Below are 22,834 nucleotides of genomic sequence, written 5' to 3' on the forward strand. Positions count from 1 at the left end.
TCCATTCCTTTCGAAACTATATACGGGAAAGCAGCATACGCAGCCCGGCGAACGCGAAGAACATCGCCAACAGACTTTCGATCCAGCGGCGGCAGCGGCGATACAGAGCCACCATAGGCGGTGTGGAGAAGACAATGGCGTAGCCGCAGAATATCGTGACACTTAGGATGGCGCAGCCACCCAATATCGCCGCGATGCTCTGCCACGATGAATTCGGGCCGATCCCCAGCGTGACGAGCGCGATCCATGCTAGCACGGATTTTGGGTTCGCCAAATGCATCAAGAGGCCCTTCCTATAGAGCTCACCCCGCGAAAGAGCGACTTGGTCGGTCGATGCGCGCACCGCCAGCTTCTCGTTCGACGTAAGCGCCGACCGTCCCGCCCTGAAGGCGAGGAATAGCAGGTAAAGCCCCCCGAAAACCTGCAGAACGAGCAGTGCCTGGGCGTACCTGGCCAACAGGGCGGAGATGCCGGTGGAGGCCATAAAACCCCAAAAGATCGAGCCGCTGACGACGCCGGAGGCGAGCATGAGCGCAGCACCTCTGCCGCGCGCCATCGCAACCCCCATAATGCGCATGTTGCTCGGGCCGGGGCTCCCCGCGGCAATGACATATGCAGCAAAGACGATGAGCAACTGATGGAGATCGACATTCATTCTCTCAGCCCTTGATAATCTCGATCGGATCGATCGCGCCGGATGCCCCGGGCGGCCATGGATCCGCTCGCTCGACCGGAAACCTCATCCGGCGATGGCAATTTCTTGGCTCGCGATTTTGCAGCCAGGCATCAAGGCATTCAGCCCTCCGACCATGGCATCCGTCGCCTCTGCCAATGCATCGTCCGGCATGGTCTCCAACGCCTCCAATACGAACCACATCCGGCCTGTTAGGGTCTTCAGGCGGGTTCGAGTGCCCTGTCGCCAGTTCCAGCGTCGGCAGGTGACGCCAATGTCGTCGCGCCAGATGACCTCACCGGGCAAGGGAGCATCGTTGACCGCCTCTCCATTCACCATGGTGTCGAACGTCTCACTCCCGTCAGCGATCGTCAGGTGGGGTCTTCCGACATAGGCGTCAAAATTCTCTCCACCCACCGGGACTGCGTATTTCAGGCTGATGGCGTTGTAGAGATCGACGATCGGGTTGATCGTCGAAAGAGTGCCGTCTTTCAGAACCCGCTTTCTGAGGGCCTGGGCTGAGCACGGCGTACGGTTAGGCTTCGCGCCAAAGACGACGTCGGCGTCGGACCAACTCGCCAGATGAGCTTCTGCCCAAGCCGGGCCATCCGCCAACGCGCAATCGCAGGCTTCACCAAGCAATCGGGGATCGAAACGTCCTTCTCCAGCTGAAGTGGCATCGACGTAGACGCTCACGGCTCTAAATCCCGATGCAATATTCTTAATTCGACCGTCGATGATGGGACCCTCAAACATCCAGGCAACTCCATCAGTTCGCGCGCAAGCAATCCATGACCGGCGCGACCAGTCACGATCGCTTCCCTGACTGCAAGCCAATATTGCAGTTTACTGGTCCAAACTAAACTGCCACTTTTGGAGATTTTAATTGGTCCAGTATAAGGAAGGTTCTCGCAGCACGGGAGCGACCCGTCGAATTTATCAATCCCTGATCAAGCAGATCCAGGCCGGAGTGTACGGGTGTCGGTGACGCCACCCAGTTCTCCGCAAGCAAGCGGCCCACAAGTTCCCCATGATCCGGTCATGCTGTTGTGAACCCTAGGGCATTATGGTCGATGCCAGCGCCACCAGGGTGGCGTCGTACTGTTCGAAACCCCCCGATTGTTACCGCGGTTTTGCTTGACGCGCGCGATGACCTTAGCTGAGGCCTAGGATGAAGCGCCGATTGGAGGGACGGATCGACCGCGCGTTAGATGCGTAAAGCGTCGTAAACCGCTTGATGTCTGCGGTGTCGACCTCGACCGGTTCCATTGCAACCATCCACTCCACGTTTTCGGTGCAGGGCGGAGTCGTTAATGATCCCTCATAGGTCCAGTAGCCGAGCGAGGCCGGCAAAAGCCCGTTGGGATCGAACTCGTCAACTGCCATCTCCTCGCCGGGCCGGGCCGGAAAGACCTTGGCGAGACCGGCAAAGCTGATATTTGTCGCGCCAGGCGTAAGAAGGGCGCTCAGCACACCCAGAGTATCGCTCTTTTTGTCTTTATGGACAAAATGCGCTTCCATCGGGAAGCTCATGCCCGCCACGTGATGCTCGCTCGGCGCATGGAAATGCAACTGTGCCAGTTGGTAGACGCGATCCCCGCGAGTCAAGGTGCTGCCTTCCGGCATGTTGATTTGAATGGTGTGGCCGTTGTTCACCATCCTGCCGCCGCCCTTGAGCCAACTGATGTCGATGCGCGGTATATCCGCCTTTACCGTGCCGGCGATGTCGATGGGTGACTGCTGCCTGCCCGCCGAACAGGCGAAATTTCTCGTGTCCAGATCGGCCCAATGCTCCGGCCCGACCGAGCCGCCATATCCCCAATGGGCGCTGGCCGCACGCGCGGTCTGGGCGCAGATCGGGCACACGCCCAGCGCGATGAATCCTCTAATCAGGTTACGACGATGCATATTGCCTCGCTCCTTGATGCGACCTTATGTCCTTGCTTCCAATTGGTGCAGTCAAGGCACAGCCGCAAGGGCGGGCGTAGGTTGAGCCGCGCCACCAGCGTACACGCCAGCCAGTCCTCGTCGAACTGGTAAACTGGAAGAAGCGTCGCCGCCGGCGATCGTTGGAGGCTACGCTCGCCGGTCCGTGGAAATGGCTGGCGACGTGGCTCAGATTCACCGTGCTGCCGCTGATCAGGCCAACAACCAGCACAGCCGGCGTCGCCGGTCCGGCTGTTACTCGGCGGTATGTGGCGCGTAACGTTGAAGCGGCAGTGTCGGGCAGGCAGTGCATTGCAAAGGATCCCCTCTTTGGCGAGACGAATTCCTCCATTCCAACTGATTCCCGACCTCTCGGCCACCCACTGTGTAGCCTGCCCGCCACGCTCTCCAAGACCATAAAGGCATGGATAAAACTCGCGAATACGCCTTGGAAAGCAGGTCTCAAAGGCCAAGGGGACCTTCCATCTGGAAAATGCCAAGCAAAGCTCGCGTTCGGACGATCCATGCGGTTGCCAGGCTGGCTGCCTCCGGTCAGGCGAGATCCGGATCCGTCCGCGAGGATAGCTGTAAACGTCTCCAGGCTGCATCGCTGTGCGCTTTGCGATTGGGAAGTTCAGACCGGAAGCGAAATGGAAACAGACACCTTTGACGACTTGAAGCCTGTCTATCTGCTGCTCAAGGGATCCGATTGGCGAATTCGTGGCTGCGTGCGCCTCTTGCCAACCACTGGGCCGACCATGTTGCGCGACACATTCCCGGCGCTGCTGGGTGAGGCTGTGGCGCCCGCGAGTCCTGACATATGGGAAAGCAGCCGTTTCGCGCTCGATTTGCCCCCATCAACGCCCAAGGCGGCAGGCGGCCTTGCCCAAGCAACCTACGAGCTCTTCGCCGGCATGATCGAATTCGGCTTGGCCAACAATCTCACCCGGATCGTGACGGTGACCGATACGCGTATGGAACGGATCCTTCGCCTCGCAACGTGGCCATTGTCGCGCATCGGAAAGCCGCAGCCCGTCGGCAAAACGGAGGCGGTGGCCGGGTTTCTCGAGATCTCTCACGCCAGCCTGTTGCGCATCCGCTGGAGGGGACGTCTGAATGGGCCGGTACCGTGGCAACCGATTCTCGGCCTGCCGCACGGCCCATGCGGATAGCCAAGACGTGGTGCGTGGCCCCAGGGATCGGAAGAGGGTTTGCTTCTCGTCGCCGAAAGGAGTCATTGCGTCCGGCCTGGAGAAGCAAACCGAGGAATGATGCATGAAGCAGCGTCCGCACAATTGAACGGCGAGATCAAAGAGTGCGGGGCTACCCATTCGCACTCGGCCCAAGTATTCCCCGTCTCCTCCGGCCGGCTTGCATGCTATTAACGCAGGTGAGGGCGCCGGCCATGATATGCGCAGCCCGTTGAAGGCGGAAGCGTACGCCCCCGGTTCACATCACCCGCATTGGACTGAGGTTTAGTTCATCCATGGCGTGGATGATGGCTATCCCAACAATCAATTTTACCGAACTTACCGGATTCCATTAGAAGACTCTAACTGAGCGCATGCCGGGCGGCGTCCCTCGTCTGCGTCGGCTAAGGCTGCCGGGAAGAATTCGGAGAAGAACATGTGCGGAATTGTTGGCATCGTTGGGCAACAGCCGGTGTCGGAACGCCTGGTCGACGCATTGAAGCGTCTGGAATACCGCGGCTATGATTCGGCCGGCATTGCGACGATCACCGAGGGCACCTTGCACCGCCGGCGCGCGGAGGGCAAGCTCGTCAATCTCGAGAGGAGACTCAAGGAAGAGCCGCTGGGTGGTACCATCGGCATCGCCCACACCCGCTGGGCAACCCATGGGCCACCGACGGAACGCAATGCACACCCGCACTTCACGGATGGTGTGGCCGTCGTCCATAACGGCATCATCGAGAATTTCGCCGAACTGAAAGACGAATTGGCGGCGACGGGAGCCGAGTTCCAGACCGACACCGACACTGAGGTCCTTGCGCATCTCTTGGCAAGGCACCGCCGGGAGGGCATGAGGCGTGGTGAGGCGGTGCATGCCATGCTGAAAAGCGTCAGGGGTGCCTACGCGCTTGCCATCCTCTTTGAGGATGATCCGTCGACCATCATTGCGGCGCGCAATGGACCACCGCTGGCGATCGGTCACGGCGACGGCGAAATGTTCCTGGGCTCCGACGCGATCGCGCTTGCTCCATTCACGAATGAAATCACCTATCTCATCGACGGTGACTGGGCCGTTGTCGGCAGGACGGGCGCTGATATCTTTGATTACGACGGCCACCCCGTCGCGCGTCCGCGCCAGACCTCCGTGGCCGTGGCCACTCTGGCCAACAAGGGCAACCATCGCCACTTCATGGAGAAGGAAATCCTCGAGCAGCCCGAGGTCATCGCCGATGCGCTCGGTCATTATATCAATTTCATCGAAAATGGTGCCGATGCGGTTTTTGGCATCGACTTCGCCAAGATCCCGAGCTTGGCGATCTCTGCCTGCGGCACCGCATATCTCGCCGGGCTGATCGGAAAATACTGGTTCGAGCGCTATGCGCGCCTGCCGGTCGAAATAGATGTTGCATCCGAATTCCGCTATCGCGAGATTCCGTTGTCGCCGCAGTCTGCGGCTCTGTTCATTTCACAGTCGGGCGAAACCGCCGATACGCTGGCATCGCTGAGGTACTGCAAGCAGCTTGGGCTGAAAATTGGCGCTGTCGTCAATGCGCGCGAATCGACCATCGCTCGGGAGGCCGATGTGGTCTTCCCGATCCTTGCCGGCCCAGAGATCGGCGTCGCCTCCACCAAGGCCTTCACCTGCCAGCTAGCCGCTCTTGCCGCACTCGCCATCCACGCAGCCAAGGCCCGCGGAACCGTGACCGAAGATGAGGTGCAGGCGCTCGTCGAGAGCCTCACCGAATTGCCGCGCCTCATGAGGCAGGTACTGGACAGCATCCAGCCGGAGATTGAGCTTCTGTCGCGCGAACTGTCAAAGTGTCATCATGTCCTTTATCTCGGCCGTGGCACAAATTTCCCGCTGGCGATGGAGGGTGCGCTGAAGCTCAAGGAGATTTCCTACATCCACGCTGAAGGCTATGCGGCGGGTGAATTGAAGCACGGTCCTATCGCATTGATAGACGAGAACATGCCAGTGATCGTCATCGCGCCACATGATCGCTTTTTCGACAAGACCCTCTCCAACATGCAGGAAGTGGCCGCCCGCGGAGGGCGCATTATCCTCATCACCGATGGAAAAGGGGCAGCCGCATCGAAACTCGATACGATGCACACGATCGTGCTGCCGGCCACCGACGAGATTATCGCGCCGATGATCTTCTCGCTGCCGATACAGCTTCTTGCGTACCACACGGCGCTCTTCATGGGCACAGATCTCGACCAGCCACGCAACCTGGCAAAATCAGTCACCGTCGAATGATGTGACGCCTTCATTAGTCGCAACGCTCGCCCATTCGGAAAAACTCCAAGCACTTCAACCGGCGCTCAAGCGCGCCGCTACCGCCTTGCCGTTATTTGCTGGAGCATGCCGTTTAGCGACGATTGGTTATCCCTTTGGCCTCCCCTCACGCTGCTTGGCTGTGCCTACGGGCAAACCCGGTCGAGAAAAGCATCGAATACGCAGCAATAGCGCTAACCACAAAGCGATCCTCCTGCCGCATGCGGATAAAACCCTTCGCTGTCCACTATTTCGTCCTCGCTCGATGATTGCGGCTCGCCGCGGTCTTCGTCGGTGAGACGGTTGCCCCGTGACTTTGCCAGGCGGCCAGCTGCGATGTGCGGGCTGTAGGAATCCCGTGTAACCTCGTTCTGGATCTAACGCTCACCGATAGGCCCGGCCAGTCGCAAGAGGACCGGGCGATGATCGGACACTTCCAGGAACCGCTCGATGGTTCGGTCGAGCGCGAGGATCATGAAATCGTGGCCGCACGGCACGAGATTGGGCGAGACAAAGACATGGTCGATCAGCGACTTGAAGGGCGCCTTGACGCAGGTGATTTGCTTGTCCGAAGCATCCTGCGCGGCGAGCGCGGTCAGGCCGGCGGCGGTCAGCGCGGTCTCCGGAAGCCAAGGTTGCATTGGGTCGCCGCCGATTCAGTCGTTATCGAAGCTGGGATCCTGGGCGAGTTCGGCGATTGCTTCGGCGATCACGCGCCCACCCATCTGCCGGCGGCCTCCACCGTGTCGCCGGACTGCGCCGCACGCGTCAGCGCAAGCGCCGGGACCGCCAGCAAACCTGCCGCAACGCTTTACCAGCTGTCACATCCCGGCAAGCGGGGCATCGGCCGCGCCCTAATCGCAGCTGTATCCGATTGCAAACGTGTCAGGGCTTATCTGCCGCAGGCGTGGCAGGTCCCCCGCATAATCGTCATTCGCCGCTCGAGATGAAGCTCTTCCTCCCGTTAGAATGAACGTTCGAAACGGAGGATGCCGCCGACACTGCTCTTTTTGTTGGCATTAGCCCAGCTAATGGAAGGGTCGACCTTGCCGACGGCGAAGTCGCCGTAGCGGTCATAGTCGAGTTCGGCTGTAATTGTGAAATCTGCAAGAAACGCATAGGCAACGTTTGCAGCGACACCATAGTTCCTGAGCTGATCACCCGAGAGCTGAAGATTCAACGAAGTTGTCTCATTGAGCTTGTAAGTGGCGCCGGCCCAGAAAGCCCAGTTACCGCCCCAACTTTTGTAGAACCCGCGACCATGAGCGTCGATTGCGTTAGTGACGTCATCGTTGAGCTTGCCGCTGGAGCCGTAGCCGAACATTCCGAATAGCGAGAGTTGGTCGGTAACATCGACGTCGATGCGGACCTTGCCGGCGACCGATTCGTAGTTGCTATCATAAGCGACAACGCCGGTGATCGCGCCCCAGTGTTGTGTGTATTTCACTCCACCGACTAGGTGCGGAACGTAGCTGTCGATGGTGCCGACCAGGCCCGAGCCTTCTTCGAGTGAAACCACAGCCGAAAAGCCGTTACCGGCGTCAAAGTAGTACTGAACCACATTAGTATCGAAGGCGCCGTACGGGATAAGCATCTGATTGAGCACGTGGCCCGCGTAGCCAATAAACATGTCGAAGGCGGACCAGTCCTTGCCAACTCGGAGGCCACCAAGCTGAACCCAGGCGAAAGTCAACGTGATGCCTTGGCTGAAGGCATAGTATCGAGGACTGTCCGAACCGGAATAGGTGGTGTGCTTGCCGTAGTTCATGCGGGTCTGGATGTAGGTCTGCAATGTACCGAGTTCGGTCTCTTGCCCGGTCCAAGTTTTGAATGTGAAGCGCGTGTGGTTTTGCCATATGGCCTGGGCCTCGCCAGTCTTCACATCCGTGGTTCTAGCTTGGTCATACGATACGACATCGCCGAGGCCGATGTCGTAACGGACATAGCCGCCGATGCGCAGGCAGGTCTCGGTGCCGGGGATGTAGTAGTAACCAGCGCCGTAAACGTCGCAGATCTTGACATATTCAACGGGCTCAGGCTCGGCCAGGACGATGGCGTCGGCGGCTCGGGCAGAGGAAACGGCGATCAGGGCCGCAGCTGAGCCGAGCAGGAGGCTCCTGATGTTCATTCTTGATCTCCGTTCAAATATTGAAGAAGGGGACGTCAACGAACGAGCCAGCCCTTCCTGTCCCCACAATCGAAAACGATGCACATCGCGCTGCGCCTATCGCAGTGTGACACGCGGATCATAATAATTATTCAACAACAGGGGCGATGAAGCTGAATCATACTTTCACACGATAAGTTGTTGTTTTCATATCACCTGCTTGAAATGCCCGGAGAGGAATCAAACACTTCCGAGTTGATCGCCATGATTATCTCCGATAGCTGCGGGCGTACCGTCACAACGGCTTCGAAAATCACCCCGCAAGTGACGTGCCAACCTCACGACCAAGCTACGATTGACACTCAAGTTTGCCGTCGGACCTTGGAATGCGTTTCCTTTTTTGCTCTGAGGGTCAAGCTGAGCACGAAAAGCAAATGTTTCGGACATGGTTCGTCTGTTCGCTTCGCGACAGTATCGTTCAATGGCGATAGCTTTTGTTTGTTTTGAGCCTCGACATTGTTGACATCATGCGAGTGCACCGCTCGGTACGTCAGCCGAGATGCCCCACTGATGCCGACATGCCTAGGCGTAAGCGTCCTCGTTAGGGCGAAGGGCCACACCTCGGCGGTGGCGAGGTGCACCAGCTTTCCAGCTAGTCCGGACAAAGTGGTTCCAAAAGGCGGGAAGGTCGAGACGAGCCGTTGTAAGCCCCTCTCTGAATCGGAAGCCGTGCATGGGCCATTTTTGTTTTTACGGAAGCACATGCGAATTCGCTCGATTGTCAGCTGCGAGCGATGCTTGAGTTGCGCTTCACTCCGGCGCTTTGCCGGGCCACAGGAGCGCGATTTGTCGGTGATCATGCGCCTGGCGTAGCGCTACTTTCTAAATTGGTTCATCCGGCTTGCAGCCTTGGCAGGGGCGGACCTGGACGGCCTCCTCGAGCACAATTCCCGCTCTGACAGACGGTGCGCCACAGCCAAAGCCTCGTGCCGGCAATTAATACGACGAACTCATCGAGATGCCAGGTATCGCTACGTGAGGCCGTCTTACGCACCAGCCGGCGAGCAAAAGTCTGGTCCCAACGCCGAATCGACTGGTCGGATGGGGCATGCTGCGATCCATCGGACGCTGAAGGGAGGGGATAGGATAGGATAGTAGCACCAAACGGTGTGCGGGAAAGTCTCGACGGGAAACCCAGGGCGCTTGTCGCTGACCAGCGCGTGCTCATACCATCGCTGTCCAGCCAAGGCTGAATGGGGCTATCGCTGCGAAATAATCGGGCCCAAAGCGGACCGGACTGATATAGCGCAAAGACACAGGAGAGCGCAGTGGTAAGGATGGAAGGCAACAACATGGGACGGTAACTGTTGCAGACCACAAAACATCGCGAAGCCCGCCTGCCTTGGTACACCATCTATCCGACTGTCGCGGAGTTCTCTGGGGCGGTCGGCGCCGACGCTTATGAGGAATGGCTCAGGAACCTACCGGCTAACGATCCGGCGTCACTCTACTTGCACGTTCCGTTCTGCCGATCAAAGTGCTGGTATTGCGGCTTCCCCACCACCATCACCCGCCATGATGCGCCGATCGTTAATTATCTGGCGGCGCTGCGTGACGAGATACGTTTGGTCTCGGAGCACGCGCCGCAGGCGCTGCCCGTGAGCGATGTGCATTTCGGCGGCGGAACGCCAACTCTCATGGGGCCAGTTGAGTTCCTCGCCCTGACGGAATTCCTGCGCCGCCACTTTGCGCTTGCGGAAACAGCTACGATCGCCGTCGAGATCGATCCACGCAGGTTCACGGCCGATATGGCCGAAGCCTTGCAAGCAGCCGGCGTGAACCGCGCGAGCCTCGGCGTGCAGAGCTTCGATCCCATTGTTCAAAATGCGATCAACCGGGTCCAGAGTGAGGCGCAGACGGCGGCTGCCGTCGAAATGCTGCGTCGGCATGGAGTGACAAGCATCAACTTCGACCTCATCTTTGGTCTCCCGCATCAAACGGTGCAGTCTTGCGTCGAGACCACGAGGGCGGCGGTCGCCATGCGCCCCAACCGGCTTGCGGTGTTCGGCTACTCGCACATTCCGTCCTTTATTAAGAATCAGCGCCTCATCGAGGAGGCATCGCTTCCGGGCAGCGCTGCCCGCGCCGAACAGGATGCGGCCATTGCCGTGACGCTGATTGCCGCCGGCTACCGAGAGATCGGGCTCGACCATTTCGCCTTGCCGGACGACGATCTCGCGCTGGCACAGAAAACCGGTCGCCTGCGGCGCAACTCGCTGGGCTACTCGGCCGACACCTGCAAAACCCTGATCGGTTTCGGCGCGTCGGCTATCGGGCGTGTCGGCGAGGGCTACGTCCAGAACGAGGTTACACGGGATTCCTACTGCCGGCACATCGCAGCTGGCCGTCTGGCGACGTCAAAGGGCTACCGTCTCACCGACGAAGACCGCGCGCGAGCCGCAATCATCGAGCGACTAATGTGCGATCTCGAGGCCGATGTGCCGGCAATCTGTGCCGCCCACGGATCTGATCCGATCCATTTTCTCGATTCAGCTGAACGCTTGGCGATGCTTGCCAAGGACGGGATTGTGGACATCGAAAAGGGTTTTGTCCGCGTACGGCGGCAGCATCGCTTTGCGATGCGCGTTGTCGCTGCCGCATTCGACGCTTTTCTCGACCGGGTTGCCCGCTGAGTCAGCCAACCAAGTGTGAGGAGGCCAAGGCGACGCCGAAGCGAAATTTGACGCCCATGCGGTTTCCTTTCTTCGAGGTCAGGATTTCACAGCCGTCGCCGGCGTAGCAGGCCTCAAGCGGCTTCCCGCCCTCGAAGAAAGCCACGGTGTCGCCATCGATCGTGATCCGCTCGAATTGGTGCGATAGCCGATCTCGTAGTAGGCGCGTACTCATCTGCGCTCTGGTCGCCGCTCTCCGCCTTATAAGCCATGACTGGATCGAGCGTTCCATCGTCAGGAAGGGATAGACCAACTGCCAATCCCGGACCCAAATTCGACAGGGCGCGCTGCTTGATCTGGTCGTCCTCAAATGTAGATCGGCTGGACCGCGGGATCGTGGCTATATGCGTGATCTTTCTCAGCTGCTTGATCGTGGATCTTGCCGCTCCCGCCGACGGCCACGATGTGGAAGGGCTTGCCCTCCACGGCGATCTCGCCGTTCCTGGTGAACGATCCCGCCGACACGATATAGGGCTTGAGGGTCGGTCACGACGATGTTGTCCCCTGCCGCGGCGATGCACGGCCGTGCCCGTCCATCGAATAGAGGTCGTGAGCTTGAGCAAGTTGGCGATCTTGCCAGCCACGAAGCTTGGCGTTCTGGTGACGCTCAACAAGGCGACCGCAGCAATGGAACGTGCTGCCAGAGAAGCCGAATCCGTTGAGGCGGGCGGCAAGCTGCGGCCGCGCGTGCAAATCTGTAGGGTCAGGGAACTATTGAAGGGCAGAAAGCCCACGCTTCCACCTGTCTATGACATTATCTCTGCCGCTGCCGCCCGGCAGGTGGCCGCCGCGGTTGCCAAGGCGACAGGAAATACGGGACCCGCCGTCCTTCAAATATTTCATCGCCGGCAGCGGACAGAAAGCCACGAACGATCAGTCGCCGACACCTGTGAACAAGCCGTGTGCGACATTGCAATCATCCATTTATTGGCTCAACTGCCCACATGGCCGTGAATGAACTGGATTTGTTGGTTTTCCAGATGGCAGTGGAAAGCGTCCGCTCACTCTGCTTGAGCTTCAATGACAAAGCGGCGGAGATAGCCGCGAGGAGCCGCGGAAACCTGCTTTTCGATGTGCGGATCGATGATGACGCCGAGGTCCAACGGCTCGCAGCCATCCGATATCGAGGCGGGCAGATTGGTGTGCTGGCGTTGGACAGACAAGGCCTTATTAGCCGCTACTGCGTCGTCGACGGTACCTTCTCCCGCTTCGTTGCACCGTTGGAGAATTGGACCAGCATGCCGGTGTCAATGCAGGCTAAAATCGATGTCACTCACCATGCCGGCCTCTTCCTAGGCGCGTTGCGAACTGCCGGTCATATGCTTGGCAACTAGCGCTGGCGGAACGCATCTATGGATCTTTGCATCCGCCTGGGCGTTTGAGCCGGCGGCTCATCGAAGTTCTGCAGCGCGCGGATGTGCCACGGCCGGGGTGATAGCCGCCTCTGCCCAACAGATCGCCGGCGAGAGCTTGTCGGACAATGAATGTCGTCAATTCACCGTCCGAGAAATGGTGTCTGGCTCACAAGAAGCACAGCGAATTGAGACTGAAACGCAGTCCAGCTGGGAAACCCAGCGCGAAGGCCGGAAGCTAACTTATCTGCGATAGAGGCAACGGGAAGGCGCCTTCCACTTATAAGGCAGCGCCCAATATGTCGGTACTCGCCTGAGGAATTCCCATGGCGGGCAGGGCTACCTCGCGATCCGATCTCGATAGGCTTGTTGTACCTCAGACCGTCTGCCGCAGGAGGCTTCGGGCGCAGCGTTGATGCCGGGCGCGAAGCTGCCTGGACCGCGACCGGTGGTGCGCCGACCGCATCCATGACCGGAAGCCATACTGGTCCGGTCGCTGATGCCGCGCCCGGCTGGGCCAGGCGCCTGCGTTCCGAACAGACAGCCCGTGCCCACAGTCACGCCGCCATGCAGGCCGTCCGTGAAGGCGACAGGCCGGGAGGCAGCGCCAATCCCTCTCTCAACGACAAGGACGACTAAATGCTATTCAAGCGACCCATTCAAGGTTATGGCAAGACGCCCGAGCCGGTCACGCCGTATGAGAAGGCCGCGCAGCTCTGGGACGAGCGCATAGGCTCATCTCGAGTGCAGGCCCGCAACTGGCGGTTCATGGCTCTTGGCTGTCTGACCTTGGCGGCCGGGTTCGCCACCGACCGCGCGGCGCTCTTTCTCAACGAGTACGCCAAGGCGAACGATCCTTTCGGTCAGATCGGCACACGCAGCGTGTCGGTGCAAGTGACCAGCGTGGTCAGGGCTTCCGACAGCTCGTTCCAGGTCAAATGGGCAGGTTTTTGAGCGCTGCAGCCTTGCCAGCACGACGCGCTGGACCGCGATCCTCACCATCGTGATCCGCCCGCCAAGCAATACTGACCAACTGCGCAACAACCCGCTCGGCGTCTTCATCAACGCCATCGATTGGTCGCGCGAGCTCGACAGTGCTGCGCCGACGTCCGTTTCCCCAAAAGGAGTCCACCAATGAAGAATAGAATGTCGTCGGTCCGTGCCGTGCTGATCCTGTCGGCCTCTACAACTCTCCGCCTGCGCGTCGAAGCCGGTACCGCCGCCTGAGATTTCCTATGATGCTGCCGATTTCAAACCAGCCGCAATCGAGAAGCCGCCGGAGAAGCCGGTCAAGATAGTCGAGGTGCCAAAGCCGCTGCCGCTACCCGGTCAGTTACAGCCCAATCCGGGCAGGGTGGCCGAAGACAAGCGCTCTCCTGAAGAACGGGTCTCCGATGCCAATAAAGCAGCGACGCAGCAACCTACCAGGTATGGGTACATGAATGCGGTTCAGGTTTATCCATTCGCCGATGGCGCGCTCTATCAGCTCTACGCCGCACCGGAGCGCGTCACCGATATCGCACTCCAGCCGGGCGAGAAGCTAACAGCCTGTCGGCCGGCGACACGGTGCGTTGGGTGATCGGCGATACCGTCAGCGGCACCGGTGACAATCAGCGCACCATGTGCTGGTAAAACCCTTCGCGCCGGGGCTTACCACCAATCTGGTGATCACCACAGATCGACGCACCTACCATTTGCAGCTTCAAAGCACCGAGAAAACCTCAATGGCGGCGATCTCTTGGACCTATAGCGAGGACCAGATCATCGCGCTACGCCAGCGCAACGCTCAAGCCGAGGGTGCCATGCCGGTAGCTTCGAATGTGGCGCTCGAGAATATCCGCTTCCGGTATTCAATCACCGGCGACACACCACCCTGGAGGCCGATGCGCGCTTTCGACGATGGCAGCAAGGTCTATATCGAATTCCCCCGTCGCATTGATCAGGGTGAAGCGCCTCCTCTCTTCATCGTCGGCGCTGATGACAATGACCAGCTCGTCAACTTCCGTATGCGCGGCAACTATTACATCGTCGATCGCCTCTTTGCTGCCGCCGAACTGCGCCTCGGCGCTAAACAGCAGCAAGTGGTGCGCATCACCAGGACTGACGGCCGGCAACCGCCGCGGCGGATTCCGCTCTTTGCGCGGACCAGCAGGTGAGGGGAGCGCTCATGACCGATACTTCCCGATCCGATGCGCCGCCGAAACTCGATCCCGAGCAGCTGCAATTGCGAGCCTCGCCCCGCCGCGCTGTCCGATTCAGGCGCGGTGTGATCGTCGCCATCGCTGCAGTCGGATCGGGTGCCATTCTGGGCGTCACGATGATGGCGCTTCAAGGACCGGCATGGCGTATCAAGCACCAGGCAGAGGACCGCTATAACACCGAGCGCAAGCCACCCGCCGAGGGACTAGAAGCGCTTCCCAAGGACTATACCGGGATCATGCCGAAGGTCCCTGTGCTCGGACCGCCACTGCCCGGCGACCTCGGTCGCCCCATCCTTGAACGCCAACGTCAGCTCGGCATCGCGCCAGGGCAGGATATCTCCGCCGAGGAGCAGCGCCTTGCCCAGCAAGCAATTGAGGCGCGCGAGTCGCAAGTCTTATTCCGGATCGACAATCGACCCAGACAGACAGATGTCGCCGGCGGCGGGCCGAGTGCGCAGCAGCCGTCTGAGGCGCTTCCGCAATCCGGAGCGACGCGCGCGTCAGCTTCCGTTGCCCCAGCCGAGGGTGACCAGAACAACCAACAGCGCAAGCTCGATTTTATCAGTCAGCGGAACACAAGCGGGACCTACAATCAGCACGCGCTGCCGACGCCGGCCTCACCCTACCAACATGGCCGGCAGCATGATTGCGGCCAGTCTCGTCACCGGCATAAATTCCGACTTGCCTGGCCTTGTCGTCGCACAGGTCACCGAGAATGTGCACGTTCCGCAAGGCTCACGCCTCATCGGCACTTATGACAGCGTCGTGGCTTTTGGGCAGAGGCGCGCATTGCTGGTCTGGCAGCGAATAATCCTGCCCGACGGTTCCTCGATCGAAATCGACAATCTGCCAGCGCTGCCGGGCTTGAGGACAAGGTCGATTTTCACACTTGGCAGCTGATCAAGGGAGTTGCTCTAGCGACGCTACTGGGCGGTGGTACCGAGTTGAGCTTTGGGGAAAACGAAAGCGACCTAGTTAAGGCGAGCTGGGAATCCACTCAGCAAAACATCAGTCAAGCCGGCCAGCGCATCACCGAAAAGAACCTGAATATTCAACCCACCATTATCGTCCGCCCCGGTTGGCCCCTACGCGTGATTGTACACAAGGATCTTGTGCTGCGCCCATACCCGACTTGAACAGGAGTAATCATGGCAGATCTGAAACTTGGAATTCCAGACCGGACACCTTCGAAGATGACCATCACCGTTAGCGCGGACCTGAACCAAACACTCAAGGACTATGCGGCGCTTTACCGCCAGACCTATGGCGAGTCTGAAACGGTAGCGGAACTCATACCTTTCATGCTGGCAGGGTTTCTGGAAGGTGACAGAGCGTTTGCCAAGGCCAGAAAGGAAAGCTTGCCTGCCGCCGGCATGTCAGAGAAATCGCGACGCGTGTCAGGTTCAGAGTCCGAGTAATCGAAGCATAAAGTTGGTCAATTGGCGCAGCCGCCCGGGTGCCTAATTTCCCGGCGGTCGCGGCCTACCGATCCGTCATGTAAGGCCTATGCGCGAACTTCGAGCAGCTGGAGGTCAAGTAAGTGCCTGGGCGGCCCGGAAACCGCGAACAGGCGCAGGGCGTGCTAGCCGCACTGATGCATGGTTTCAGACACGTGGGAACGCCGTGCGGTTGTTACTCAGAATGAGCTCATCTCAAAGGGGCATTCAAGAGCCGCAGCGCTGAGTAGCGGAAGCCGCAATGGGGTGCGTCGCTGACATTCAGTGAAAGACTGGGCCGAACAATCCAACCTGCTTGGGCGGATACGAAGTGGAGCCCTGCCTGCAGGGTTCCAGCGGGTCCCAGCCCTCTGCCATGCGACCCCCTTTGGGAAATACCCGCGTCGTCACAGCATCGTAAAGTGGCGCCATATGCACTATCGAATTGTTAGCTGCTGGTTTCGGCGATTTTGAGGAGGTTCGCGATCGACTGAAGACGGTGACGTTCGTCTGTGGCACTCAGACTGCCACTGAGTGCCTGGCCGTTCCACTTTCGAAATATTTGTCGAACTTCGCTGCAATGCTCCTTACAAAGGGACGACTTTCCGCCGATACGACGTAACTGTCACCTTGGAGTTCAAGCGGTCGAGCAGGGTCGCCAATGGCGATGGAGCTTGCTTGGAAAAGAAGCTTTTGTCCGGCTTCCCCGAAGCGTTCCACCAGTTCGGCTGCTGAAAAGCCGAAATCGCACATCAAGCGCTCGATGATCCAGCCGCGAACACGGTCATCTTCGGAAAACGCGATGCCGCGGACCGTGGCCAGATGTCCCCCCTCGACCATGCGTCCATATTCGGCTGTCGACGGCATGTTCTGCGAATAGCCCTGTCGAAACCGGCTGATCGATGACGGCCCGAGCCCGATCAGTGTTTCGCAGCGATCCTCGGTGTAGCCCTGGAAATTGCGGCGGATTGTTCCCGCGCGAGCCGAGACTGCAAGCGCATCATCCGGCTTGGCGAAATGGTCTATTCCAATCGCCTCGTATCCGGCGCCCATGATCAGACGGGCGGCAATTTGCCACTGAGCGAACCGTTCGGCCGGACCCGGCAACCATGCCTCGTCGATCATAGTCTGATGCTTCTTGAACCAGGGCACATGCGCGTAGCCGAACAGCGCCATCCGGTCCGGCTCCAGAGTCAGCGCCTGCGCCACGGTGGAACAGACGCTCTCCCTGGTCTGATGCGGCAGGCCGTAAAGCAAATCGAGGTTCACGGACCCTACGCCGCGAGAGCGAATGCCGTCGACAACCGCCTTGGTCTGCAAAAAGCTCTGCTCGCGGTTGATCGCCTTCTGCACCTTCGGATCGAAATCCTGAACGCCGAGGCTTGCCCGCGCCATGCCGATCTCGGCAAGTGTATCAAGGCGGGCTTCGTCCATGTCGTTGGGTTCGATTTCGACGCTGATCTTCGCATCGGCAAGAAAATCGAAGCTATCCCGCAGGACAGTTCCCAAGGCTATCATATCCTCGGGCTTCAGCATGGTCGGCGAGCCGCCGCCGAAATGCACGGCGCGGACATGGGCCTTGCCGCCGACAAGACCGGCGACAGTCGCGATCTCCGCGTGAAGCGAGCGGAGATACGAAGCCACCGGCTCGTAGCGGCGGGTCTGCTTTGTATGGCACGCACAGAACCAGCACAGCCGGTCGCAATAAGGGATGTGCAGGTAGAGCGAGACCTCGTCACCGCTTTCGAGCGCCTTCAACCAGCTTCGATAGACATCAGCGTCGACGCCAGGATGGAAATGCGGCGCGGTCGGGTAACTGGTATAACGCGGGACGTTCTCGCCAAGCCTGGCAGCTAATTCCGGTCTCATTTGGTGGTCCGCCGTTTTTGCCTCGCCGGAAGTCTGGACGCGTCGAAGAGCCAAAGCCCTGATTTCGGTCAGCCTCCAGCACGGACAAACTGCCGCAAGGATTTCTCTGCCATCGCTTGCTATCCTGCCGAAACTTGGGATCGGTAGCGCGAGCGTAATGACAGTACGGCAAGACATTCACAGTTCCGGCATTCCCGTTCTTTGCCTGTCTTGCGCAGCACGACATCGCGGCGTCTGCGGTGCGCTCGATCCAAACCATTTGGTTGGGCTCGCCAAAACTTCGTCGCGGCACAAGCTCGAGCCGGGGGTCGAACTGATCGCCGACGCCGAGGCCGTCGACAGCTATTCAAACTTGCTTTCAGGCGTTGTGAAGCTGACGAAGTGCCTTTCGGACGGCCGCCAGCAGATTGTCGGTCTTCGGTTCGCACCGGATTTTCTGGGACGGCCCTTCAAGGTGAAAAGCACGATCAATGTGGAAGCGGCAACCTCCGTCTCGCTGTGCTCGTTTCCGAAGGCGGCCGTTGAACGGATAATGAAGGAATCACCGGGACTCGAGCATCGCCTGCTCAAGCAGACGCTGGACGAACTCGACGAGGCACTTGAATGGATGGTGACTCTCGGGCGCAAGACCGCACCGGAGAAGGTGGCGAGCTTTCTCCTCATGATCGCCCGGAATATGGATTCCAGTATCGACCCGGCGGCTGGGTCGGCATGCTTCGATCTGCCGCTGACACGTGCCGACATCTCTGATTTCCTTGGACTGACGAACGAGACCGTGAGCCGCCAGCTTACGCGATTGCGGGCTGACGGCGTGATCCGGATCGAGAACAAACGCCATGTAACGGTCGACAGCATGAGCCGGCTGGAGCAGCGCTGCGGCGGCCGAGGCGCGCGGCAACCGGCCTTTGAATGAGACCTAAGCGTCGGGGCCTTCGTCGCTTATTACGATCCGCGGCAGGACATGCTCGCGTTCGAAAGCGATGTGTCGCCGCAAGCCTTCGAAGAAGCCGCGTAGCATGAATCCGACAGCTTCCGCGCTCTCTATCGGATCACCATGACCGATCGCTAGGAGCGTTTCGGCCACCTCGCCAGCGAAGCATTGATCCTCAAGGTGCTCGATGCGCAACCGGCTGGTAGAGGCAAGTTTGGCCTCGGCCGGAGTCAAGTGCGCCTCATACGCAGGGAAAATCACCCTCTCCTCAAACCCATGAATGTCACGGAGCAGCGGAACGATCTTCTTGGCCGTTCCAAGACATTTGAGGCGGTCGACGTTCGGCAGTGCATCGGCAATGCTTTCCAGCGAGAAGCAGAGCTCCAGCTTTTCCCGATGGGCAAGCTTCATGACCTCGCCCGGAATCGCCTCTGTGCCGGCCTGGCGCGAGAAAGCCGCACTTGTCCATGAGCGGGTTGGCCCGTGCTGCGTTTCCTTGTTCAAATCGCCACCTTCTGATTGCCCCGAACTCGATGCTGCCCGAAGCAAAATCGTGCGGCTCTGACATGGATCAGGGCGAGCAGGCGGCAACTACGGAATTAATGCACCGCGGATTTGGCGTCCGCGCATTGGAATCCTGGTCGGGGACATGTCATGAAATTCGGCACGGAGATCGTCGTTCTAAGCCTGTTTGCTTTTGCGGCCCTGGTGGCTGCCGGCTTCGGCGTAGAAGGACCTTTTCGCCAGCATATGGGGGTTTTGTTCTTCGCCGTGGCTGGCTTTACCGCGATCCTGCTGCGCAACACAGATTTCAAGCCGGCGGCTCCGATCGACACCTCCGCCTACATGGATGGCCCGATCCGCTACGGAGCCATTGCAACGGTATTCTGGGGCGTCGTCGGCATGCTCGTCGGTGTGATCATTGCCCTGCAGCTGGCATACCCTCACCTCAATATCCAACCCTGGTTCAATTTCGGCCGTTTGCGGCCGCTGCACACATCCGGCGTCGTCTTCGCCTTCGGCGGCAACGCTTTGCTTTGCACGTCTCTCTATGTCGTGCAGCGCACGTGCCGCGCCCGGCTGTTTGGCGGCAAACTGGCCTGGTTTGTGTTCTGGGGTTACCAGCTGTTCATCGTCATGGCCGCGACCGGCTACCTGCTCGGCATCACCGAAGCCCGCGAATACGCCGAACCCGAATGGTATGTGGATCTCTGGCTGACCATCGTCTGGGTCGCCTATCTCATCCTGTTCCTCGGCACGATCCTGAAGCGCAAGGAACCGCATATCTACGTCGCCAACTGGTTCTACCTGTCCTTCATCGTGACAATCGCGATGCTGCATGTGGTCAACAATCTGTCGATGCCGGCCTCCTTCCTCGGCTCGAAGAGCTACTCCGCCTTCTCCGGCGTCCAGGACGCCTTGACGCAATGGTGGTATGGCCACAACGCCGTCGGTTTCTTCCTCACCGCCGGGTTCCTCGGCATGATGTATTATTTCGTGCCAAAGCAGGCGAACCGGCCGGTCTATTCCTACCGCCTGTCGATCGTCCACTTCTGGGCGATCATCTTTCTCTACATCTGGGCCGGCCCGCATCACCTGCATTACACCGCCTTACCCGACTGGGCGCAGACGCTCGGCATGGCGTTCTCGATCATGCTGTGGATGCCGTCATGGGGCGGTATGATCAATGGCCTGATGACGCTGTCTGGCGCCTGGGACAAGCTGCGCACCGATCCGATCATCCGCATGATGGTGATGGCAGTCGCCTTCTACGGCATGTCGACCTTCGAAGGTCCGATTATGTCGATCAGAACGGTCAATTCGCTGTCGCACTACACGGACTGGACCATCGGCCATGTCCATTCCGGCGCGCTCGGCTGGGTTGGCATGATCTCGTTCGGCGCAATCTACTACATGGTGCCGAAACTGTGGAACCGTGAACGTCTCTATTCGCTGCGGCTCGTCACCTGGCACTTCTGGCTGGCGACGCTCGGAATCGTCGTCTACGCCGCGGTGATGTGGGTTTCCGGCATCATGCAGGGCCTGATGTGGCGCGAGTACGACGAGCAGGGTTTCCTCGTCTACTCCTTCGCCGAAACCGTCGCCGCCATGCATCCCTTCTACGTCATGCGTGCCATCGGCGGTGCGATGTACCTCACCGGCGCCCTGCTCATGGCCTGGAACGTGACCATGACCATTCTTGGCCACCAGCGCGAAGAGCAACCAATGCCAGGTTCCGAGCCCGCCCTCCGGCCTGCCGAATAGGGAGCCAGACAATGGGCTTGATGGACAAACACGCGATCATCGAGAAGAACGCCACGCTTCTTCTCGTTGGCTCTCTTCTTGTCGTGACCGTCGGCGGCATCGTCGAGATTGCGCCGCTTTTCTATCTCGACAACACGATCGAGAAAGTCGAAGGCATGCGGCCCTACTCGCCACTGGAACTCGCCGGACGCAACATCTATGTGCGCGAGGGCTGCTACCTCTGCCACAGCCAGATGATCAGGCCTTTCCGGGACGAGGTCGAGCGCTACGGCCACTACAGCCTGGCCGCCGAGTCCATGTACGACCACCCCTTCCAGTGGGGCTCGAAGCGCACCGGCCCTGACCTTGCTCGAGTCGGCAACCGCTATTCCAACGAATGGCACGTTCAGCACCTTATGGATCCACGTTCGGTGGTGCCGGAATCTATCATGCCTCGCTATGCCTTCCTGAAGGACGCGCCGATCGAGGTGAAGGACTTCTCGACGCATCTGGTTGCGAACGCGCGTGTTGGCGTCCCGTACTCCGATGAGATGATCGCGCACGCCAATGCCGATCTGATGGTCCAGGCCGACCCGAATGCCGATGCCTCCGGCGTCGAGAAACGCTATCCGAAAGCCAAAGTCGGTGATCTGGACGGCAATCCGCAGCAGGTGACCGAGATGGATGCCCTCGTCGCCTATCTGCAAATGCTGGGAACACTGGTCGATTTCAAGACCTATGACGATGCAGCCGGCTACCGCTGAGGGGGACGCAATGAGCTATAATTTGATGCGGGAATTCGCGGACAGCTGGGGTCTGCTTGCCATGGCGCTCTTCTTCGTCGGCTGCATTGCCTTTGCCTTGCGTCCCGGCGGCAAAACACAGGCCGATCAAGCCGCCCAGATTCCACTCAAGGACGACTGATCATGAGCAGCGAGCATATCGACGAAGTCTCGGGCATCTCAACGACCGGTCATGAATGGGACGGGATAAGGGAGCTCAACAACCCATTGCCCCGATGGTGGGTGATAACCTTCTACATCACCGTCGCTTGGGCGGTGGCTTATACAATTGCGTATCCGGCTTGGCCGATGCTGTCTTCCGCGACCAAGGGTGTGCTTGGCTATTCCAGCCGCAACGCTGTCAAGATTGAGCTGGCGGCTGCCGAAGCCGCCAAGGGCAAATATGTCGCGGCCATCCAGCAGAAGACCGTATCCGAGATTGCAGCCGACGACGCGCTGCGTGAATTCGCGGTAGCGGCCGGCGGAGCTACCTTCAAGGTCAATTGCGTGCAATGCCACGGCTCGGGCGCCCAAGGGTCGAAGGGCTTTCCAAACCTGAACGACGATGACTGGCTGTGGGGCGGCACGACCGAGCAGATCCAGCAAACGATCGCGCACGGCATCCGTTTCGCATCCGACCCGGATACTCGGCAGTCGGAAATGCCCCCCTTCGGTGACATCATCACGCCCGAACAGATCGCACAGGTCGGCGCCTATGTCGCCAGCCTCTCGGGCAAGGTCCAGGATGCAAGTCTTATCGAGCCCGGCGCCAAGGTATTCGCGGAAAACTGCGTCGCCTGTCATGGCGATAATGCGAAAGGCAACAAAGAGCTCGGCGCGCCCAATCTGACCGATGCGATCTGGCTCTACGCACCCGGCGAGACAGCCATCGCCGTCCAAGTCCGCGCGCCGAAGCACGGTGTCATGCCGGCCTGGATCGGGCGTCTCGGCGAGACCAAGGTTAAGGAACTTGCGGTTTATGTCCATTCGCTTGGCGGCGGAGAATAGGAACGGAAGCCTATTCTCGGCCCTCCCCGCCAAGCGACGGGGCCCGGCACGAGTCGGGCCCCGACACCATTCCGGCATGCGGCGATTGACCTGCAGCAAGGCGGC

The 22,834-nt window shown here is 59.6% G+C and carries 21 protein-coding genes and 3 pseudogenes; 16 read left to right on the forward strand and 8 right to left on the reverse strand.

Annotated features, from left to right (window positions below):
• Window positions 1-16: 16 nt before the first annotated feature.
• The 3 genes from ACSQ3Z_RS31825 to ACSQ3Z_RS31835 all read right to left on the reverse strand — a co-directional run bounded on the left by ACSQ3Z_RS31825 (window position 17) and on the right by ACSQ3Z_RS31835 (window position 2,581).
• Window positions 17-655, reverse strand: coding sequence for a LysE family translocator (locus tag ACSQ3Z_RS31825; RefSeq protein ID WP_436175205.1), 639 nt, complete (start codon window positions 653-655; stop codon window positions 17-19).
• A gap of 84 nt (window positions 656-739) precedes the next feature.
• Entirely contained in the window at window positions 740-1,429 is a 690-nt protein-coding gene (locus tag ACSQ3Z_RS31830) for a B3/B4 domain-containing protein (protein ID WP_436175206.1), read from the reverse strand.
• 399 nt (window positions 1,430-1,828) lie between these two features.
• Complete coding sequence (locus tag ACSQ3Z_RS31835) at window positions 1,829-2,581, reverse strand: carbonic anhydrase (RefSeq protein WP_436175207.1); 753 nt, start codon at window positions 2,579-2,581, stop codon at window positions 1,829-1,831.
• A 542-nt stretch (window positions 2,582-3,123) separates the two neighbouring features.
• On the opposite strand from ACSQ3Z_RS31835, the gene ACSQ3Z_RS31840 reads away from it, so the two are divergent.
• Together ACSQ3Z_RS31840 and glmS are read left to right on the forward strand one after the other, a co-directional pair.
• Complete coding sequence (locus ACSQ3Z_RS31840) at window positions 3,124-3,771, forward strand: acyl-homoserine-lactone synthase (RefSeq protein WP_436175434.1); 648 nt, start codon at window positions 3,124-3,126, stop codon at window positions 3,769-3,771.
• 454 nt (window positions 3,772-4,225) lie between these two features.
• Window positions 4,226-6,049, forward strand: coding sequence for a glutamine--fructose-6-phosphate transaminase (isomerizing) (glmS, locus tag ACSQ3Z_RS31845; protein WP_436175208.1), 1,824 nt, complete (start codon window positions 4,226-4,228; stop codon window positions 6,047-6,049).
• Window positions 6,050-6,444: 395 nt separating this feature from the next.
• Here glmS and ACSQ3Z_RS31850 read toward each other — a convergent pair whose 3' ends face one another.
• Together ACSQ3Z_RS31850 and ACSQ3Z_RS31855 are read right to left on the reverse strand one after the other, a co-directional pair.
• A complete protein-coding gene (locus tag ACSQ3Z_RS31850; protein ID WP_436175209.1) occupies window positions 6,445-6,708 on the reverse strand; it encodes a hypothetical protein in 264 nt (87 codons plus the stop codon).
• A 323-nt stretch (window positions 6,709-7,031) separates the two neighbouring features.
• Complete coding sequence (locus ACSQ3Z_RS31855) at window positions 7,032-8,195, reverse strand: porin (RefSeq protein WP_436175210.1); 1,164 nt, start codon at window positions 8,193-8,195, stop codon at window positions 7,032-7,034.
• A 1,346-nt stretch (window positions 8,196-9,541) separates the two neighbouring features.
• Here ACSQ3Z_RS31855 and hemN (ACSQ3Z_RS31860) point away from each other — a divergent pair.
• Complete coding sequence (hemN, locus tag ACSQ3Z_RS31860; RefSeq protein ID WP_436175211.1) at window positions 9,542-10,867, forward strand: oxygen-independent coproporphyrinogen III oxidase; 1,326 nt, start codon at window positions 9,542-9,544, stop codon at window positions 10,865-10,867.
• Between the two features lies 1 nt (window position 10,868).
• On the opposite strand, the gene ACSQ3Z_RS31865 is transcribed toward hemN (ACSQ3Z_RS31860), so the two are convergent.
• The gene (locus ACSQ3Z_RS31865) at window positions 10,869-11,159 is read right to left on the reverse strand and encodes a ZinT/AdcA family metal-binding protein (RefSeq protein WP_436175212.1); all 291 of its coding nucleotides are present in this window, start codon (window positions 11,157-11,159) and stop codon (window positions 10,869-10,871) included.
• A 302-nt stretch (window positions 11,160-11,461) separates the two neighbouring features.
• On the opposite strand from ACSQ3Z_RS31865, the gene ACSQ3Z_RS31870 reads away from it, so the two are divergent.
• The 8 genes and pseudogenes from ACSQ3Z_RS31870 to ACSQ3Z_RS31905 all read left to right on the forward strand — a co-directional run bounded on the left by ACSQ3Z_RS31870 (window position 11,462) and on the right by ACSQ3Z_RS31905 (window position 15,877).
• Window positions 11,462-11,860: a hypothetical protein gene (locus ACSQ3Z_RS31870; protein ID WP_436175213.1), complete on the forward strand. Its 399-nt coding sequence runs from the start codon at window positions 11,462-11,464 to the stop codon at window positions 11,858-11,860.
• Window positions 11,851-12,240, forward strand: coding sequence for a hypothetical protein (locus tag ACSQ3Z_RS31875; protein ID WP_436175214.1), 390 nt, complete (start codon window positions 11,851-11,853; stop codon window positions 12,238-12,240). Before ACSQ3Z_RS31870 ends, ACSQ3Z_RS31875 begins: the two co-directional genes overlap by 10 nt.
• A 486-nt stretch (window positions 12,241-12,726) precedes the next feature.
• Window positions 12,727-12,897, forward strand: a complete 171-nt coding sequence (locus ACSQ3Z_RS31880; protein ID WP_436175215.1) for a hypothetical protein — start codon at window positions 12,727-12,729, stop codon at window positions 12,895-12,897.
• Window positions 12,898-13,396, forward strand: a pseudogene (locus tag ACSQ3Z_RS31885) (VirB8/TrbF family protein).
• A gap of 8 nt (window positions 13,397-13,404) precedes the next feature.
• Window positions 13,405-14,414, forward strand: a pseudogene (gene trbG, locus ACSQ3Z_RS31890) (P-type conjugative transfer protein TrbG).
• Window positions 14,415-14,425: 11 nt separating this feature from the next.
• The gene (locus ACSQ3Z_RS31895) at window positions 14,426-15,217 is read left to right on the forward strand and encodes a hypothetical protein (protein ID WP_436175457.1); all 792 of its coding nucleotides are present in this window, start codon (window positions 14,426-14,428) and stop codon (window positions 15,215-15,217) included.
• Window positions 15,102-15,595, forward strand: a pseudogene (locus tag ACSQ3Z_RS31900) (TrbI/VirB10 family protein). Before ACSQ3Z_RS31895 ends, ACSQ3Z_RS31900 begins: the two are co-directional and overlap by 116 nt.
• Before the next feature lie 12 nt (window positions 15,596-15,607).
• On the forward strand, window positions 15,608-15,877 hold the full coding sequence (locus ACSQ3Z_RS31905; protein ID WP_436175216.1) for a DUF2274 domain-containing protein: 270 nt from the start codon (window positions 15,608-15,610) through the stop codon (window positions 15,875-15,877).
• 537 nt (window positions 15,878-16,414) lie between these two features.
• On the opposite strand, the gene hemN (ACSQ3Z_RS31910) is transcribed toward ACSQ3Z_RS31905, so the two are convergent.
• Window positions 16,415-17,764 (reverse strand): oxygen-independent coproporphyrinogen III oxidase, encoded by a 1,350-nt coding sequence (gene hemN / locus ACSQ3Z_RS31910; RefSeq protein WP_436175217.1) that lies wholly within the window; start codon window positions 17,762-17,764, stop codon window positions 16,415-16,417.
• Between the two features lie 157 nt (window positions 17,765-17,921).
• On the opposite strand from hemN (ACSQ3Z_RS31910), the gene ACSQ3Z_RS31915 reads away from it, so the two are divergent.
• Entirely contained in the window at window positions 17,922-18,677 is a 756-nt protein-coding gene (locus ACSQ3Z_RS31915) for a Crp/Fnr family transcriptional regulator (RefSeq protein ID WP_136622685.1), read from the forward strand.
• Window positions 18,678-18,680: 3 nt separating this feature from the next.
• On the opposite strand, the gene ACSQ3Z_RS31920 is transcribed toward ACSQ3Z_RS31915, so the two are convergent.
• Window positions 18,681-19,199, reverse strand: coding sequence for a hemerythrin domain-containing protein (locus ACSQ3Z_RS31920; RefSeq protein WP_006329234.1), 519 nt, complete (start codon window positions 19,197-19,199; stop codon window positions 18,681-18,683).
• A gap of 150 nt (window positions 19,200-19,349) precedes the next feature.
• On the opposite strand from ACSQ3Z_RS31920, the gene ccoN reads away from it, so the two are divergent.
• The 4 genes from ccoN to ccoP are packed head-to-tail and all read left to right on the forward strand — an operon-like array spanning window position 19,350 to window position 22,729.
• Entirely contained in the window at window positions 19,350-20,960 is a 1,611-nt protein-coding gene (ccoN, locus tag ACSQ3Z_RS31925; RefSeq protein WP_199201320.1) for a cytochrome-c oxidase, cbb3-type subunit I, read from the forward strand.
• 11 nt (window positions 20,961-20,971) lie between these two features.
• Window positions 20,972-21,703: a cytochrome-c oxidase, cbb3-type subunit II gene (gene ccoO / locus ACSQ3Z_RS31930; protein WP_027033461.1), complete on the forward strand. Its 732-nt coding sequence runs from the start codon at window positions 20,972-20,974 to the stop codon at window positions 21,701-21,703.
• A gap of 10 nt (window positions 21,704-21,713) precedes the next feature.
• Window positions 21,714-21,863: a CcoQ/FixQ family Cbb3-type cytochrome c oxidase assembly chaperone gene (locus ACSQ3Z_RS31935; protein WP_027033462.1), complete on the forward strand. Its 150-nt coding sequence runs from the start codon at window positions 21,714-21,716 to the stop codon at window positions 21,861-21,863.
• Window positions 21,864-21,865: 2 nt separating this feature from the next.
• A complete protein-coding gene (gene ccoP / locus ACSQ3Z_RS31940; RefSeq protein WP_019856557.1) occupies window positions 21,866-22,729 on the forward strand; it encodes a cytochrome-c oxidase, cbb3-type subunit III in 864 nt (287 codons plus the stop codon).
• Window positions 22,730-22,834: the final 105 nt, after the last annotated feature.

It is taken from the genome of Mesorhizobium sp. LjNodule214, from assembly GCF_964252735.1.
Taxonomy (GTDB): Bacteria; Pseudomonadota; Alphaproteobacteria; order Rhizobiales; family Rhizobiaceae; genus Mesorhizobium.

Excerpts from the sequence above, each read along its gene's own strand:
- ACSQ3Z_RS31875 (WP_436175214.1), top strand. The coding sequence starts at position 11,851 with ATGGCCGTGAATGAACTGGATTTGTTGGTTTTCCAGATGGCAGTGGAA.
- ACSQ3Z_RS31880 (WP_436175215.1), top strand. The coding sequence starts at position 12,727 with ATGACCGGAAGCCATACTGGTCCGGTCGCTGATGCCGCGCCCGGCTGG.
- ACSQ3Z_RS31830 (WP_436175206.1), bottom strand. The coding sequence starts at position 1,429 with ATGTTTGAGGGTCCCATCATCGACGGTCGAATTAAGAATATTGCATCG.
- hemN (WP_436175217.1), bottom strand. The coding sequence starts at position 17,764 with ATGAGACCGGAATTAGCTGCCAGGCTTGGCGAGAACGTCCCGCGTTAT.
- ACSQ3Z_RS31840 (WP_436175434.1), top strand. The coding sequence starts at position 3,124 with ATGCGGTTGCCAGGCTGGCTGCCTCCGGTCAGGCGAGATCCGGATCCG.
- ACSQ3Z_RS31855 (WP_436175210.1), bottom strand. The coding sequence starts at position 8,195 with ATGAACATCAGGAGCCTCCTGCTCGGCTCAGCTGCGGCCCTGATCGCC.
- ACSQ3Z_RS31905 (WP_436175216.1), top strand. The coding sequence starts at position 15,608 with ATGGCAGATCTGAAACTTGGAATTCCAGACCGGACACCTTCGAAGATG.
- ACSQ3Z_RS31895 (WP_436175457.1), top strand. The coding sequence starts at position 14,426 with ATGACCGATACTTCCCGATCCGATGCGCCGCCGAAACTCGATCCCGAG.
- ACSQ3Z_RS31835 (WP_436175207.1), bottom strand. The coding sequence starts at position 2,581 with ATGCATCGTCGTAACCTGATTAGAGGATTCATCGCGCTGGGCGTGTGC.
- ccoP (WP_019856557.1), top strand. The coding sequence starts at position 21,866 with ATGAGCAGCGAGCATATCGACGAAGTCTCGGGCATCTCAACGACCGGT.
- glmS (WP_436175208.1), top strand. The coding sequence starts at position 4,226 with ATGTGCGGAATTGTTGGCATCGTTGGGCAACAGCCGGTGTCGGAACGC.
- ACSQ3Z_RS31850 (WP_436175209.1), bottom strand. The coding sequence starts at position 6,708 with ATGCAACCTTGGCTTCCGGAGACCGCGCTGACCGCCGCCGGCCTGACC.
- ACSQ3Z_RS31935 (WP_027033462.1), top strand. The coding sequence starts at position 21,714 with ATGAGCTATAATTTGATGCGGGAATTCGCGGACAGCTGGGGTCTGCTT.
- ACSQ3Z_RS31825 (WP_436175205.1), bottom strand. The coding sequence starts at position 655 with ATGAATGTCGATCTCCATCAGTTGCTCATCGTCTTTGCTGCATATGTC.
- ccoN (WP_199201320.1), top strand. The coding sequence starts at position 19,350 with ATGAAATTCGGCACGGAGATCGTCGTTCTAAGCCTGTTTGCTTTTGCG.
- ccoO (WP_027033461.1), top strand. The coding sequence starts at position 20,972 with ATGGGCTTGATGGACAAACACGCGATCATCGAGAAGAACGCCACGCTT.
- ACSQ3Z_RS31915 (WP_136622685.1), top strand. The coding sequence starts at position 17,922 with ATGACAGTACGGCAAGACATTCACAGTTCCGGCATTCCCGTTCTTTGC.